The organism is Streptomyces griseorubiginosus (genome assembly GCF_017614965.1).
Classification (GTDB): Bacteria; Actinomycetota; Actinomycetes; order Streptomycetales; family Streptomycetaceae; genus Streptomyces; species Streptomyces griseorubiginosus_B.
Genome location: NZ_WVUG01000023.1, coordinates 1 through 14,853 on the forward strand (window position 1 = coordinate 1; position 14,853 = coordinate 14,853).

Here is a 14,853-nt window from a genome sequence, read left to right on the forward strand (position 1 = left end):
CACGGCAGGTCTCCCATACGTCCGGCCCGGCCATCTCCCCGGCCCATTCCCCCTGCATGCCTACAAGACTGGCCCCGGCCCTGCCGGCCCGGGGCCAGAACCCGCAACATTTTCAGTGATCTTCTAGACGGCCGCCTCGGGGAGCAGGTGGGCGCGGCGTTCTTCCGGGGTGAGGGAGCGGAAGATCCGGTCACGAGCGGCCGACAGGAGGGAAGCGATGTCCCTTTCGGCGGCCCAGATCCGGATCGTACGGTCCTCGGCGGCGGAGACCACCCGGCGGCTGTCCGGCAGCCAGGCGACGGACGTGCATCGGTCGCGATGGATGCCGATCACCCTGCTGTCCCCGCCGAGCGACGGATTCCACAGACGCACCGTGCGGTCGTCCGAGCAGGTGGCGACGCGGCTGCCGTCCGGGGACCAGGCGAGTCCGCGGACGCGGGCGTCATGGCCCCTGAGGAGGTGCAGGAGGGTGCCGGTGGCGGTGTCCCAGACGCGCACCGTCCAGTCGGCGGAGCTGGTGGCGAGCCGGGTGCCGTCGGGGGACCAGGCGATCGCGTCGACCCAGCTCTGATGGCCGGTCAGGTGGTGCAGGAGGCGTTGCCCGGCCACGTCCCAGATCTGTGCCGTGTGGTCGTCGGAGCCGGTCGCGAGCATCGTCGCGCTGGGGGACCAGGCGAGTGCGCAGACCCATTGGGAGTGCTCTCCGTAGTGGCCCAGCTCCGCACCGGTCGTGGCGTCCAGGACGGTGGCGCGGTTGTCGCGTCCGGAGATGGCGAGGCGGTCTCCCTCCGGGGACCAGGCCACCGCCTCGATGGTCTCCTGGCCGGTGAACAGCGTCCGGCTCTCGTCGGAGGTGAGGGGGTGCCAGATCCTGACGGTGTTGTCGTCGGCGCAGCTCGCGAGCCGGCGGCCGTCGGGATGCCAGCGCAGACCGTTGATGCCGGCGGTGTGGCCGGTGAGGGTGGTGACGAACCGCCCGGTGTCGGTGTGCCAGATCCGCACCTCGCGGCCGGTGCCACCGGCGACGCGGCCGCCGTCCGGTGCGGTGGCGACGCCGATGACGGGTGCGGGATGATCGCTCATCTGACGCAGTTCGGTGCTGTGTGTGCTCAGGGTCCAGATACGGGCCGTGCCGTCCTCGGCGCTGGTGGCGATGCGGTCGCCGCCGGGTGACCAGGCCAGGGCCTGGACCCTGTCGGTGTGGCCGCACAGGCGGGCGAGTTCGCCGCCGTGGTCGAGCGCGCGTATGTGCACGGCGGGTCCGCGGGAGGAGACGGCGAAGCTGTCGCCGCGGGGAGAGCAGCGCAGGTCGGTGATCAGTTCGTTCGGTTCCGGGAAGAGTCTTCTGAGCTGTCCGGTGGCGGAGTCCAGGACCTTGATCCGCTCTTCGCCGCTGACCAGGAAGGCGCCCTCCCGCGTCCAGGAGACAGGGGCGGCGCGGTTGTTGGAGCGTTCGAGTATGTGTTCCGGCCGTCCGGTCTCGAGGTCCCAGACGATGCAGGTCCTGTCGTAGGCGGCGGAGAGCAGCCGAGCGCCGTCCGGGGACCAGACGAGCCGGTAGATCTCGTTGCGGTGACCCGGCAGTTCCGCCGTCTGCTGCCAGGTCGCGGTGTCGAAGAGCAGGATGCGCCGGTCGCGTGAACAGACGGCCAGCAGGGAGCCGTCGGGAGACCAGGCGACATCCCGCACTATGTCCGTCGACGCGCTCAGGACCGTGACGGTCTCTCCGGACACGGCGTCCCACACCCGGGCCGTACAGTCGCGCGACGCGGTGGCCACCCGCCGTGAGTCCGGGGACCAGTGCACGGCGCAGACTCCGGACGCATGCCCGTCCAGCAGCACGGCGGGCACGCCCGACGCGGCGTTCCAGACGCGGGCGGTCCCGTCCATCGAGCCGGTGGCGATCCACGCCTCGTCGGGCGACCACGCTATGGCGCGCACGCCTGCCGTGTGGCCGGTGAGTACGGCCTGGGTGTGGTTGTGGGCCAGTGCCGCCATCATGGCCCGGACCGCGGTGGCGGTGGGCGGGCACTCGGCGAGGACGGTCGCCGCGAGGAGGGTGCCGAGTTCGGGATCGTGCTCGGCGTTGGCCAGGACGTACTGGCCGACCGACTCGGAGACCTGGTGCAGGAAGGCCCGGTCCCTGCTGCGGGAGGCGGTGACCAGTTCCCGCATGTCGGCGGTCGCCTCTCCGGCGGACTCCAGACCGGTCAGCCATCGGCCGGCCAGGCCCAGTCGCTCCCCGGTCAGGAGGTAGTCGGGGCTGTGTCCCGAGGACCGCCAGTCGGCAGCCCAACGCTCCAGTTCGCTGCGGCTGTTGAGCCGTTCGGCACGCACCGTCACCTGCTGGTGCAGCGGCGGCCACTGACGGAACAGGGCCTCGTGGGCCACCTGCACCATGGGAACGGCGTCCACCTGGGTGACGACGAGCAGCCGCGCCTTGTCGAACGGGCGCAGGATCTCCCGTTCCTGGTCCGACAGGCCGGCCAACGCCACCCGGCGCTTGACCGGTTCGCCGGCCTCCATGCCCACCAGCCGCAGCAGCACCCCGAGAACGGTGTCCGCGCCGTGCTGGTCGACGACGGTGGCGAAGACCTCGTCCGCCTGGCGGGCCAGCGCGCCGGCGACGCCACCGAGGGCCAGATAGCTCTCCTTGGTGGCCAGCCGGGACTCACCGATCGACAGATAGAGCTCGCGCAGGAGGTAGGCGAGCAGCGGCAGCGCGTCCGCGGTACCGGTGTCGTCGACGATGTGCGCGACCAGCCCGGGCTCGAAGGTCACCCCGGCCAGCCCGGCGGGTCGCTCGACCGCGGCGACGAGTTCGGCGGTGGACATGGCGCCCAGTGCCGTCGGCGAGCTGAACAACTGCGGCTGGCCGAAGGAGAGGAAGTCCTGGAGGAACTCAACGCGCAGGGTGGCGATGACCCAGAGGCGACGGTCGTTGGCCAGCGCGGCGACGACGGACGCGAGGAACGTTTCTCTGTCGGCTTCCGGGGAGTCGGTGATCAGTTCCTCGAGCTGGTCGATCACCAGTAGCGTGCGGCCGGGGAGCACGCCGCCAGGGGTACGGGTCCTGAGACTGTCGGCGAGGTGTTGCAGCGGCTCGGCGCCGGGCACCATCGTCGGCAGGACGGTCCACCGCGAGCGCAACAGACGCGGCAGCACCCCGGCATGCACCAGAGAACTCTTCCCGCTTCCCGACATCCCCGTGACACACACGAACCGCTCCTGCGGATCGGGCGCGGAGGTGTTCAGCCGCCGGACGATCTGCGTGACCTCCTCGTCCCGCCCGAAGAACACGGCCGCCTCCGGCCGGCCGAAGGCCGCGAGCCCCGGATAGGGGGTGTCCTGCGGATCCCAGGCCGGCCGCGGCGCGGCGGGATGCGTCTGGCGGTGGACCACCACCTGGCCCACGACGACCACTCCCAGCAGGACGATCACCACGAACGGTGCGAGCCGGTCGAGGGAGCGCACGACCGGCGACTGGACCGCGTTCGCGGCGAAGTTGGCCGCGACCTCCAGAAACGTGGCGGAGACCAGGACCGCGACTTGCAGAGTCTGAGGTGAGCGTTGCCGCATGGGCTTCCCCCTAGTCGCTAGGTGTTGCCCCACCACAGACCTCTCGAAACCGAACAAGCCGACAAACCGTCACGCCGCCGAGTGGCCGAACTGCGGGGCGGACAGGGGCGGTTGAGTCGCTCCACGGGAGCGTTTCGAACATGAAGGCATGGTGATCTCGTCGGACAAGTACATCGCCCCTATCGAAGGACCCGGCCTCATCCGATGGGGCCATAGCGGAGCGAAGACGTACCACCTGCGTGCGCGGGCGCGTTGCCTCCAGCATGGACCCCACCGTGAGCACCGGACTCCTCGTCCCGGAGGACGAGGAACAGCAGACGTCGTACGGCACCCGCCTCGCGGCGCCGCAGGAGGATCCGCCCATCTACGCCGCGCTGATCAGGGAGTGGCGAGCCCGCGGCCGCATGGTACCGGGGGCTCGTGATCCCCAGTGGACCCTGCTCACGGCCATCAGTCCCGCGATCACGGCGCACCATCCGGGCCCGGTGCGTGCGGCGCACCGGGAACGCGTCGCCGAGCTGTGCGTGGAGCACCCCGCTGATCAGTTGCCCGCGCTCTGACACGGCCTCACTGCGGCGCGTTCACGGCCTCGCGGTGTCCGGCGTGGTGCTCCGCGGGTGACCGAGGGGCGCGTCGACGGCCGGAAAACGGCCGTCCGGGGTCGGCGCCCCGCACGTGGGGCACCGTCGTCTCCACCGGGCCTGCGAGGAGAGCCGGCCCAGGGCCAGCTGCAGGGCCAGTTCCACGGCGGCCGGCACGAACAGCGCGCCGCTCCCGTTGGGCGGAATCACCCAGCGCAGACGTCCGACGGCACGGTACGGCGCCGGGACCGCGACCCACGCGCCCTTGCCCGAGTAGCGGATGCCCGAACCGATCCAGCGGCCCGTGGGATCGGGCGGCAGGAAGAACGCCACCCGGCGGGCACACACGTCCGCGAGCGCGGGACCGGGTGGCTGCGGAATGCCCAGCAGGGCGTCCAGGGCGGGCATGGCCAGCTCCTCGGGCACGCTGAGCACGTCCCAGAACCGGCCGCACGCGAGCACCGCGATACCGGACTCGCTGTGCCACTGCCGCTTGCACTCGCGTGGATCGTTCGCAGCGGCCGCTAGCCACTCGGTGGCCTGCCGCATGGCGGTCTGCATGGTGTCCTCCGGCTTCCCGTTGCCCGCGCGAGCGGACAGACTCCTCCCACACAGCCGGGACGGCCAGGCCCGGCATATTCATGCTGGTAGATATTTCCACCTGGCGGAAGGGGTGGCGGACCCTGGCGAATCACTCGCCGGTGTTCGCTGCCGGATCACTGCGGAACAAAGCCCTCGAAAGGCCGGTGTTTTCCGTGCGCGTCAGGGGCGGGCCGGATCCGCTCCGGTCAGCGAGCGTGTGTCCGTGTCCAGGAGTTGGTGGCCCATGGCCGTAGCGGAATGCCGTACGAACTGGCCCTCCCGTTGGCTCGCCACCAGTCCTCCGTCCCGCAGGACGGCGAGCTGGTAGCTGGCGCTGGGGAGGGCGATGCCCACCGCTTGCGCCACTTCGGAGGTTGTGCGGGTGCGGCCGCGCGCCACCTGGGCCAGTACGGAGGCCCGGGTACGGCCCAACAGGCGCTCCAGACCGCCGCCGTTGAGGGCGACCGTGTCGAAGGGCCGGGCGGTGAGCGGAAGGACGAGCAGCGGGCCGAGGGTGGGGTCGGCGAGCGCGGTGGGCCTGCGCCAGCAGAAGTAGGACGGGAGCAGCAGCAGACCCCGGCCGTCCAGACGCAGGTCCCGGTCGGCGGGATAGTCCACCTCCAGAACCGGTGGGTTCCACCGGGCGAACGGCCGCAGACTCTCCAGCAGAGCACGGACTCCGCCGTCGAGGAGTGTGCGGGCCCGCAGATCGACCTCGGCGTGCACGGCTCGGTGAACCAGGCCCCACCGCGGTTCGAGCAGGGCCTTGGAAGAGATCTCCAACGCCCTGACCAGGGAATCCATGCTTCGGTCTCCCGGCCTGCCGAGCGTCGTCGTCCACGCCGGGAGCGGACGGGACCCGGCGAGAATGGCCAGCTCCTGTTGCAGCCGGGCGCGGGGTGTGGCCCGCACCTGTTCCAGGGCTGCGGGCAGACCCTCGTCCGAGACGGACGGGGTGAGGAAGTCGGGGATGTAGCCGACCGGCGGGACGAGCGTCCCCAGCAGATGCAGGGCGCGGCGCGCCTCCGGATCGCGGGCCGTCCGCTGCAGAACACCGCGGCGCCACGCGCCGAACTCGAGCGGCCCCTGACGGGTGACCAGTCGGCAGGCGGCGCAGACGAGTTCCCACAACGGATCGGGTCGACGGGCCACGCGGATGCTCTGTAAGTCGAGGGACGTGAAGTGGATGCGGAGCATGCAGGCCTCATTTCATGGTGGTGGGGGGATGGTCGAGGCGATGCGTGATAGGGGTCCATCAAGGGGGACGAGTGGCCAGTGGCCTTGGTTGACCGGGGTGACGCCTTGTGCGGAAGCTCTGGTTCCGGTCGGTGTGCTGGGCAGATCCGCTGATCCGGGAGGACCGGGACGCGGACGGTCACCACCTCTCCCCGTCGATCACGAGGACATCGGCACCGTCGTCGGCCCCGCACCGCGAGCAGTCGCGGGCTGGGCAGCCGGCGCGGCCACCCGTCGCCGGTCACACGGTACGCCGCTCATCGGCCCCATCTCGCCAGTTCCGTGCCGTCGGCGCCGAGGACGCGGAAGGTGGGGCCGCCGGTGAGCAGACCGCCCTCGGCGCCGCCGTGCCGCGGTGCGCTGACGGCGTACGCCGTGACGTAGGCGGGACGCCCGGCCAGCCGCACGATGGGGAGGTCGGTGGTCCGGCCGCCCTCCGTCATCGTGATCCGGGCCGCGGGCTCCTTCCCGGTGTAGGCGAGGATGTGCACCACGCCCCGCTCGAGGGGGTACCAGTCCTGGGTGATCGGTACCGTGCCCGGTTGCTGCACGTCGAGCGGCCCGACGCAGACGGGCTGCTCGGCGCCCGCGCGGGCGTCGCACATCTCCCGCGGTTTCAGCATGTACCACACGCCCAGACCCGCCTCGATCCGCTCCCGGGGACGTACGACGCGCACGCCCGGGCCGCTGCTCGCGGACTCGTACGGCTGCGACGCCTCGGTCCTCCGCGGCGCGTCACCGGTGACGGCGTCCGAGCCGGAGGCTGCCGGCAGCGAGGCGAGTCCGATGCCCAGCGGAACAAGCAGCAGCGCGCTGAGGGTGACCATTGTCAGCCGTCGACGTCGCCTGAAAGTCTCTCCGCGCTGGACGATCCGCTCCCGCGGGAACGCCGTGCCGGCGCTTTCTCGTGCGGCGTCGTCCAGTGCCCGCCACAGCTCCGGCACCGGCGGCTGCGGTGACAAGTCGGTCTTCATGTCTGTGCCGTTCTCTCTCACCGTTGTGCCGCGGCGGCGTAGTCCGACAGCGCCGCGCAGTCACGGAGCTTCTTCAGCGCGCGGCTGGCCTGGCTCTTGACGTTGCCGACGGAGCAGCCGAGGACCTGCGCCGTCTCCTGTTCGCTGAGGCATTCCCAGTAGCGCAGCACGACGACGGCCCGTTGACGGGGCGGGAGCGTGGCGAGCGCGGTAAGGAGCTCGCTGCGGGTGTCGTAGCTGTCCTGGCCACCGGCACCTTCGCCCGGGATCCGCTGCTCGGGCATGTGGGACGTCAGCAGCTGTACGACGCGCCGTTTGCGGTGCCGGGTGTTGTTGTTGTTGATCAGCGCGCGCCGGACGTACTGGTCGGGGGCGTCCAGGGTGCGTATGTGAGGCCAGCGCAGATAGACCTTGGCGAGGGTGACCTGGACCAGGTCCTCCGCCTCGTGGTGGTCACCGTTGGTCAGGAGATGGGCGGTACGCAGCAACCGGGGCCAGCGGGCGGCCGCGTAGGTCTCGAAGTCGTCCAGGCCGTCCTCGGGCAGGTCCTTCCCGTGATCCGCGTCCGTGCTGTCGTCCGCGGCCCGGTGCGAACCCCGGGCCGTTCCTCTTCCGGACGCGGCAGGCGTCCAGGCGCCAGTCATCGCGCACACCCCGTTACCCCGCTTCCTTCCACTGTTCGCGCGCAGGTCGATGGAGCACGCGAACTCCATCCAGTAACACCGCTGGGGGAGCACGGGGGTTCCATGCGGGACGCTCACAGCGGCGGTCAGCGGCCGCCGATCGACGGCGCTGCGACGCCGGCCGAGTCGGCGGCGGCGCCGACCCCTCGTGCTCCAGATCGCGGCCCTGGAGTGGGTGGCGCAGAACATCCGAGAGGCAACCGCGTTCGTGCCGGTCGTCGGTGGTGACCTCGTGACCGGGCCGGGGGTGCGCCGCCCCCGCCGGACGGGTCGACGTCCCGGTCGTCTTCGGCACGACTGCGGCCCGCCCGGCGGCCCGCCTGCTGGGCTCCCCGCCGCCCACCGCATGCGCGACACTGTCCGAACGCCTTCGCACGGCGTGGAGTCCTTCGCCGCCGGCGGTGACCCGGCTTGGCCCCGCTTCACCCCCGACAGCCTGGAGGATTCGAGGCGCGTCCGGCAGGACCATCCCCGGCCGACTTGCCCTGGAGTGCGCTTCAAGTCGTAGCGTCGAAGACACAGCGGCGCACGAGGCCGGTGTCGGCGGGTGGTCTCACCGGGGCGCCGTCTCGTGTCCTTTGAACCACGCACGGACGAGTGCAGGAAAGGCTGGACCACGGCATGCAGAAGCGCAGTCTGCGGGAATTGCAGGTATCGGCCATCGGCCTGGGATGCATGGGCATGTCCGCCTTCTACGGGTCCGCCGACCAGGAGGAGGGCATCGCGACCATCCGACGGGCCCTCGAACTGGGGGTGACCTTCCTCGACACGGCGCAGATGTACGGACCGCTCACCAACGAGTCCCTGGTCGGCGAGGCCATCCGGGGCCACCGTGACGAGTACGTGCTCGCGACGAAGTTCAACTACCGCATGGACGACGCCGTCCCGGGCGACATCAGCACGGTCGGTCCGCAGGACGGCTCGGCCGAGCACGTCCGCAGTTCGGTCCACGGCTCCCTGAAGCGGCTCGGGACCGACCACATCGACCTGTACTACCAGCACCGGGTCGATCCGAACGTGCCCATCGAGGAGACGGTCGGCGCGCTCGGCGAACTGGTGGCCGAGGGCAAGGTGCGCTTCATCGGGCTGAGCGAGGCGAGCGCGCAGACCATCCGGCGGGCGCACGCCGTGCACCCGGTCACCGCCGTGCAGAGCGAGTACTCCCTGTGGTCGCGGGACGTGGAGGCCGAGGTGCTGCCCGCCTGCCGCGAGCTGGGCATCGGCTTCGTACCGTACTCGCCGCTCGGACGCGGGTTCCTCGCCGGGCGGTTCACCTCGCCGGACGATCTGGACGTGAACGACTGGCGCCGCCAGAACCCCCGCTTCCAGGACGCCAACCTGGAGGCGAACCTGCGGCTGGCGGCCAAGGTGAAGGAGATCGCCGCCGAGAAGGACGTCACGCCGGCCCAGCTCGCCATCGCCTGGGTGCTGGCCCAGGGTGAGGACCTGGTGCCGATCCCGGGCACCAAGCGGCGGACCTACCTGGAGCAGAACGCCGCCGCGGTCGACATCGCCCTGACCAAGGACGACCTGGCTCGTATCGAAGCGGAGCTGCCCGCGGTGGCGGGAGAGCGGTACGACGAGGCGGGGATGCGGTCCGTCAATCGCTGACCCGTGGACGCGCTGATCCGAACGGTGCGCGGTGGGAGGTGGGAGGTCCTTGCGGCTGGAGTAGAGGTGGGGGAGCCTCTCGTGCCGTGTGCCGCAAGGACCTCCGGCGCACGGTTTCCGCGGCGGGGGGGGGAGTGCCGCGAAACCGCGCGTGAGGTGACCGGATCCGCCACCAGGGGGAAGGTGCGGTCGCCGTGCCACTCGTCACGCGCATGCCCGGCTTTCGGATTCCTAACCCGACCGAATGCGGGAACAGTTGAATTGTGACCGGGGCCACTTCCGCCCTCGTCCGGCCTGGGTGCTCTGGCGTCCTCAGTCCTCAGCGATCCGGATGATGGTGCGGCCCGGGACGCGTTGCTGCGGGGTGAACGCGGCGGCTGCCTCGGCCAGCGGCCGAACCGCGCCGACCCGCACCCGGAGCCGGCCGTCGCGCAGCCGCTCGGCGAGTTCGGCGAGGAGGCCGCGGTCCGGTTCCACGACGAAGAAGAGGGCCCGCCCGTCCTCCGGCCGCACAGTGGGCGGATGCGCGATGGTGACCAGCGTGCCGCCGGGGCGCACCAGCCGAGCCGAGCGGTCCAGGACGGCGCCGCCGATCACGTCGAACACGACGTCGACCTGCCCGGCGTCCTGCCACTGCTCGGTCTCCAGGTCGAGGAACGCGTGCGCGCCCAGGTCGAGCACGGTTTCACGGTCGGCGGCGCGGCCCGTGCCGACCACGCGGGCTCCCACTTCGCGGGCGAGCTGGACGGCGATCGAGCCGACAGCCCCGGCGGCGCCGTGGATCAGCACGGTCTGGCCGGCGACGACACGCGCGTGGGTGAACAGACCCTGCCAGGCGGTCAGTCCGGAGATCGGCAGGGCGGCCGCCACCGTATGGTCGACGTCGGCGGGGAGCGGAGCGAGATTGCGGGCTTCCACGGCGACGTACTCGGCGAGCGAACCGTCGCGGGCCCAGTCGGTGAGCCCGAAGACGCGCTGTCCGACGGTGAGGCCGGTCGTTCCGTAACCGAGTTCCGTCACCACCCCCGAGACCTCGTGTCCGGGCACGCTCGGGGTGCGGTCCCGGCCGGCCCGGTCGGTCCAGGTCGCCGGCCAGTCGAGTTCTCCCCGGGTGAAGCCCGCGGCGTGCACCCGCACGATGACGTCGTTCTCGGCCGCGTGAGGGTGGGCGAGATCCGTCAGGGTCAGCCCTGTGACCCCTGCTTCGCGGTTATGGACGGTGATGGCTCGCACGAGCATTCCTTTCGTGGTGCGGGACGGGAAACGGGAGGTGGAAACGGCGGGGTCAGCGCGGCCAGGGCGCGTCGAGGATGCGCTCGACCATGGACGCACGGCGGAATCCGGGAACGAAATGTTCCAGGACATCCGCGTTGACCGTGCCGTACGTGGTGTCCGGACGGTGTTTGAGGCCGTCGACGAAAGCCTGCAGAAACTCCTTCTTGAATTCACCACGCGGATGAGCGGCGACGATTTCCTCCACCGCGTCCTGTGCCAGCCCGTCCAGCCCCCAGCCGATCGCGTCGGTCAGCACGCCGTAGTTCGTGGCAGCCGTCTCGGGGCCCATCCGGCCGGGAATCCCGGGTGTCGTGTGCAGGGCGATCGCCGTCCAGACCACCTCGACGGCGCTCTGCGAGAAGCCGCGATCGTTCAGAAACTTCCGCGCGTGGTCGGCGCCGTCGAGCTCGAAACGCTGCTTTCCGTCCGAGAACGGAATCAGAAGGCCCGCGTCATGGAACATCGCCGAGATGTAGAGCAACTCGGGGTCGGGCCGGAGGTCCAGCTCACGCGCGTGGAGGGAACCGAAGAGGAATACACGCCGTGAGTGGTGGAAGATCAGGGGATTCGTCTGCTCGCGCAGGAAATCCGTGGCCTCCGCGACGGCGGAGGTCTCGGGGATTTCCACCCCTGCGATGATGTCGGTCATGGTGTCCGTGCTTTCCTCTGCGATGTGCTCCGAGTGGACCGTGCGTCCGTTCTCCACGGTGCCGACCCCGTGGCCCCCTGCGCCGCCTCGGTCCGGCCATGAACCACTCGAATCAGGTCTCCCAGGATGGGCCGGTGAGCTCCGGCACGCATCGTGTGGCGATCCTCGTCTACGACGGCGTGAAACTGCTCGACGTCGTCGGCCCCGCCGAGGTGTTCGGGGAGGCGAATCTGCTCGGTGCCGACTACCGGACCGTCCTGGTGTCGACGACGGGCTCCGACGTCACCTCGTCGATCGGGATGAGGATCACCGTCGACGGCGGCGCCGCCACGCAACCGGACCCCGACACGTTCCTGGTACCGGGCGGAGACGTCTATCCCCGGACGCCGGTCACACGCGATCTGGTCGACGCGACCAGGGACCTGGCGGCCCGTTCCGGCCGACTCGCCTCCGTGTGCTCCGGTGCCTTCGTGCTCGGCGCGAGCGGCCTGCTGGACGGCCGGCGCGCGACCACCCACTGGAAGATCGCCGGTGAACTCGCCGCCCGGTGTCCGAGGGCCCGGGTCGAACCCGACGCGATCTACGTGCGCGACGGCACGGTGTACACGTCCGCGGGTGTCACCGCGGGCATCGACCTCGCCCTGGCCCTGGTCGAGGAGGACCACGGCCCGGACGTCAGCCGTGAGGTGGCCCGTGCCCTGGTGGTCTACCTGCAACGGCCTGGAGGTCAGTCACAGTTCTCCGCGCCCCTGCAGGGTTCTCCGCCGCGCTCGCCCGCCCTGCGCAGGGTGGTGGACATGGTCACGGCCGATCCCGCCGGCCACTACTCCCTGGCCGAACTGGCCGCCCGTCTCAATGTCAGCACGCGCCACCTGACGAGGCTGTTCCGTGAGGAGCTGGGCACCACCCCCGCGCGCTACGTCGAGTCGATCCGGTTCGGCATCGCGAAGGCACTGCTCGTCCAGGGGCACACCGCGACGCAGGCGGCATCCTTGGCCGGCTTCCCGAGCTACGAGAGCCTTCGCCGGGTCTTCGCGCGGGAGATGTCCATCAGCCCCGCGGCCTATCAACGCCGATTCGTCACCGCGCGGCGTCCCGAGTAGCGGCCCGCCTGTGACGGGCGTAGAGCCGGTCGTCACTCCCGTCGACGTCGGTCGCGGCTGCCGCATCCGATCCGGTCGGCTGGAGGATCGCAAAACGGCTGTGAGCAGGCGAAGTTGCGGGAAGAATGGCCGCCATGACCCACGAAGGCTCCTCCATCGACCCGACCAAGCCCAGCATCGCACGCGTGTACGACTACCTGTTGGGCGGCAAGGACAACTACGCCGTGGACCGGGAAATCGGCGACGTGTTCAAGCGCGACCTGCCCGGCTCGGTGGCCATCGCCTTCGCCAACCGCGCGGCCCTGACCCGGGCGGTCAGGGAGATCGCGAGGACCACGGACGTACGGCAGTTCATCGACCTGGGCAGTGGTCTGCCGACCGCGGACAACGTCCACCAGGTCGCGCAGCGCAACGCCCCAGAGTCCCGGGTCGTGTACGTCGACATCGACCCCCAGGTGCTCGTTCACGGTCGCGCACTGCTGGAGAACAACGAACGGACCCGCGTCGTCGCGGTCGACGTGCGCAACCCGGAAGGCATCCGCACCCACCCCGACACCCTGGAACTCATCGACTTCACCCGGCCCGTCGCCGTCATCCTCAGCGCCATCCTCCACCACGTCAACGACGACGAGGACCCTGCCGGCATCGTCCGCTACTGGCGCGAACAGGTGCCCTCGGGAAGCTACTTCTTCGTCAGCCACTTCCGCTCCGGCAACAACGCGGAGACGGTGGAGGCCGAGAAGGTCCTCCAGCAGACCTTCGGCCGGGGCCGCTGGCGCACCGACGAGGAGATCGCATCCCTGCTGGACGGCCTGGAGATCCTCGACCCCGGGATCGTCCCCGCGTCCCTGTGGCGTCCCGACGACAACGACAGCCCGTGGAACGTCGGCGGCAGGCGCGAACTCACGGTCTGGGAACACCTCATCGCGGCGGGACTGGCCCGCAAGGCCTAGCGGTGATCGCCGGGCGTGATGCCGTCACCCGATCCAACGGGCGGCGGCCTCGTAAGTGGCGGCCGGGGTGCTGTTGAAGGCGATGGCCGCATCGGGTGCGTGCCGCCGGACCAGGTTGACCACCTGCTCGAGGAGTTCGGCCTGATCGTCCGAGTGCCGCAGGCCACCGCCGATGACGACGCACTCCCACCGACGGGCTCGCAGCGCGTTCTCGACGAGCGCGGTCACGTCGTCACTTCCGTCAAGGCCGACCAGGCACGTCTCCACGCCCACACCGTGTTCGGCGAACTCGGCCAGTCCCACCTCGATCGCCTTGGCCACTGGTTCGGGATCCCACGGCCCCGGCACTCGGTAGGGATCAAGGCCGATGACGAGGACGCGGGGTTCAGCCGTGGTGTCCATGGTGCGGACGATACCCGGTCAGGGACGGTTGTCGTCCGTCGCGGGAAGGAACGCTTCGACACCCCCGCCGCCTTGCACAGCGCGGCGACGCCGACGTTGACGCCGTCTCGGTAGGTGAGCGTGGCCGCGCCTCCAGTAGCCGCTGTCGATCGGTTTACGAGGTGTCGCGCCCCCTTCGCGTTCCCACCGGCGGTCTTGCGCTCGGAAACCGATCGGTTTACCTTATGGGAACCGATCGGTTTCTCGTTCCCCGGAGAGAGTCACGACGCAAGGAGTCGGCGATATGCCCGCCCACGAGTCACGTCCCACGATCCACATCCCGGGGACCACCAGCCACACCATCGCCCCGCGCGCGGGACACAGCGGCGAGGGAGCCCTGCGCTACCTCAAGGCGGGCGGCGGCGCCCCCCTGGTCCTGCTGCACACCGTGCGCACCCAGGCCGAGCACTTCCGCCACCTCATCCCGCTGATCGCGGACCGGTACACCGTCCACGCCCTCGACCTCCCGGGGATGGGCTACTCCGAGATCGTGCCGGGCGCGTCCTATGACGAGCCGGCCATGCGCGCGGGCGTCGAGCGGCTCCTGACCGAACTCGACCTGCATGACGTGACGTTGGTCGGCGAGTCCATGGGGGCGGTGCTCGCCCTGACCGCCGCGGCCGCTCTGCCGGAGCGGGTGCGCCGCGTCGTCGCGGTGAACACGTACGACTTCCGCGGCGGGATCGCCCGCTCCAGCCTGCTGGCCCGCGTCGTGGTCAGTGGCGTCCTCGCGCCCGTTGTGGGTCCGGTGATCGCCGGGGTGGAGCCCAGGCCCGCCCTGCGGGCCGTCCTGCGGGGCGGCCTCGGCGACAAGAGCGCGCTGCGGGAGGACTACGTGGACGAACTGCTCCAGGTGGGCCGCCGCCCCGGCTATCCGGTCGTCGCCCGGGGCGTGTACCAGGCGCTGCCCAGCCTCGTCGCGGCCCGCTCGCGCTACCCCGGGGTCAAAGCACCCGTCCATCTCGTCTACGGCGAGAGGGACTGGTCCCGTCCCTCCGACCGGGAGGCCAACCGACAGCTCCTGCCGGCCGCCGACTTCACCCAGGTACCGAAGGCAGGCCACTTCATCGCCCTGGAACGCCCCGACGTACTCGCCGACCTGCTGAACACGGCGGCTTGAACCCCCGTCAGCCTTGCCATTCCCGGGAGTTCCACCGGGTTGGGCCTGCCCTGCGTTCCCCGGGGC

Annotated in this window: 13 protein-coding genes and 1 pseudogene; 5 read left to right on the top strand and 9 right to left on the bottom strand. The window is 70.7% G+C overall.

Going from position 1 to position 14,853, the window contains the following annotated elements; translation table 11 throughout:
- Nucleotides 1-123 precede the first annotated feature (123 nt).
- Nucleotides 124-3,579, bottom strand: a complete 3,456-nt coding sequence (locus GRC12_RS07110) for an NACHT and WD repeat domain-containing protein (RefSeq protein ID WP_208778224.1) — start codon at nt 3,577-3,579, stop codon at nt 124-126.
- A 275-nt stretch (nt 3,580-3,854) separates the two neighbouring features.
- On the opposite strand from GRC12_RS07110, the gene GRC12_RS07115 reads away from it, so the two are divergent.
- Nucleotides 3,855-4,139, top strand: a complete 285-nt coding sequence (locus tag GRC12_RS07115; protein ID WP_208778225.1) for a hypothetical protein — start codon at nt 3,855-3,857, stop codon at nt 4,137-4,139.
- Nucleotides 4,140-4,160: 21 nt separating this feature from the next.
- On the opposite strand, the gene GRC12_RS07120 is transcribed toward GRC12_RS07115, so the two are convergent.
- The 4 genes from GRC12_RS07120 to GRC12_RS07135 all read right to left on the bottom strand — a co-directional run bounded on the left by GRC12_RS07120 (nt 4,161) and on the right by GRC12_RS07135 (nt 7,596).
- A complete protein-coding gene (locus GRC12_RS07120) occupies nt 4,161-4,721 on the bottom strand; it encodes a hypothetical protein (RefSeq protein WP_244372211.1) in 561 nt (186 codons plus the stop codon).
- A 201-nt stretch (nt 4,722-4,922) separates the two neighbouring features.
- Nucleotides 4,923-5,939 carry an ArsR/SmtB family transcription factor gene (locus tag GRC12_RS07125; protein ID WP_208778226.1) on the bottom strand — a complete coding sequence of 339 codons (1,017 nt, stop codon included), beginning with the start codon at nt 5,937-5,939 and terminating at the stop codon, nt 4,923-4,925.
- Between the two features lie 296 nt (nt 5,940-6,235).
- On the bottom strand, nt 6,236-6,952 hold the full coding sequence (locus GRC12_RS07130; protein ID WP_208778227.1) for a hypothetical protein: 717 nt from the start codon (nt 6,950-6,952) through the stop codon (nt 6,236-6,238).
- Between the two features lie 17 nt (nt 6,953-6,969).
- Nucleotides 6,970-7,596 (bottom strand): SigE family RNA polymerase sigma factor, encoded by a 627-nt coding sequence (locus GRC12_RS07135; RefSeq protein ID WP_208778228.1) that lies wholly within the window; start codon nt 7,594-7,596, stop codon nt 6,970-6,972.
- Between the two features lie 660 nt (nt 7,597-8,256).
- On the opposite strand from GRC12_RS07135, the gene GRC12_RS07140 reads away from it, so the two are divergent.
- Complete coding sequence (locus GRC12_RS07140; protein WP_208778229.1) at nt 8,257-9,246, top strand: aldo/keto reductase; 990 nt, start codon at nt 8,257-8,259, stop codon at nt 9,244-9,246.
- A 312-nt stretch (nt 9,247-9,558) separates the two neighbouring features.
- Here the strand turns inward: GRC12_RS07140 and GRC12_RS07145 are convergent, their stop codons facing one another.
- Together GRC12_RS07145 and GRC12_RS07150 are read right to left on the bottom strand one after the other, a co-directional pair.
- Nucleotides 9,559-10,479 carry an NADP-dependent oxidoreductase gene (locus GRC12_RS07145; RefSeq protein ID WP_208778230.1) on the bottom strand — a complete coding sequence of 307 codons (921 nt, stop codon included), beginning with the start codon at nt 10,477-10,479 and terminating at the stop codon, nt 9,559-9,561.
- 52 nt (nt 10,480-10,531) lie between these two features.
- On the bottom strand, nt 10,532-11,170 hold the full coding sequence (locus GRC12_RS07150; protein WP_208778231.1) for an HD domain-containing protein: 639 nt from the start codon (nt 11,168-11,170) through the stop codon (nt 10,532-10,534).
- Between the two features lie 134 nt (nt 11,171-11,304).
- On the opposite strand from GRC12_RS07150, the gene GRC12_RS07155 reads away from it, so the two are divergent.
- Together GRC12_RS07155 and GRC12_RS07160 are read left to right on the top strand one after the other, a co-directional pair.
- Complete coding sequence (locus GRC12_RS07155; RefSeq protein ID WP_208778232.1) at nt 11,305-12,273, top strand: GlxA family transcriptional regulator; 969 nt, start codon at nt 11,305-11,307, stop codon at nt 12,271-12,273.
- Between the two features lie 134 nt (nt 12,274-12,407).
- Nucleotides 12,408-13,226 (top strand): SAM-dependent methyltransferase, encoded by an 819-nt coding sequence (locus GRC12_RS07160; protein ID WP_208778233.1) that lies wholly within the window; start codon nt 12,408-12,410, stop codon nt 13,224-13,226.
- Between the two features lie 24 nt (nt 13,227-13,250).
- Here the strand turns inward: GRC12_RS07160 and GRC12_RS07165 are convergent, their stop codons facing one another.
- Both GRC12_RS07165 and GRC12_RS45385 read right to left on the bottom strand, forming a co-directional pair.
- Nucleotides 13,251-13,628 carry a hypothetical protein gene (locus GRC12_RS07165; RefSeq protein WP_208778234.1) on the bottom strand — a complete coding sequence of 126 codons (378 nt, stop codon included), beginning with the start codon at nt 13,626-13,628 and terminating at the stop codon, nt 13,251-13,253.
- Between the two features lie 47 nt (nt 13,629-13,675).
- Nucleotides 13,676-13,764, bottom strand: a pseudogene (locus tag GRC12_RS45385) (TetR/AcrR family transcriptional regulator); the annotation flags it as partial.
- Nucleotides 13,765-13,911: 147 nt separating this feature from the next.
- Here GRC12_RS45385 and GRC12_RS07170 point away from each other — a divergent pair.
- Nucleotides 13,912-14,787, top strand: a complete 876-nt coding sequence (locus tag GRC12_RS07170) for an alpha/beta fold hydrolase (protein WP_208778235.1) — start codon at nt 13,912-13,914, stop codon at nt 14,785-14,787.
- Nucleotides 14,788-14,853: the final 66 nt, after the last annotated feature.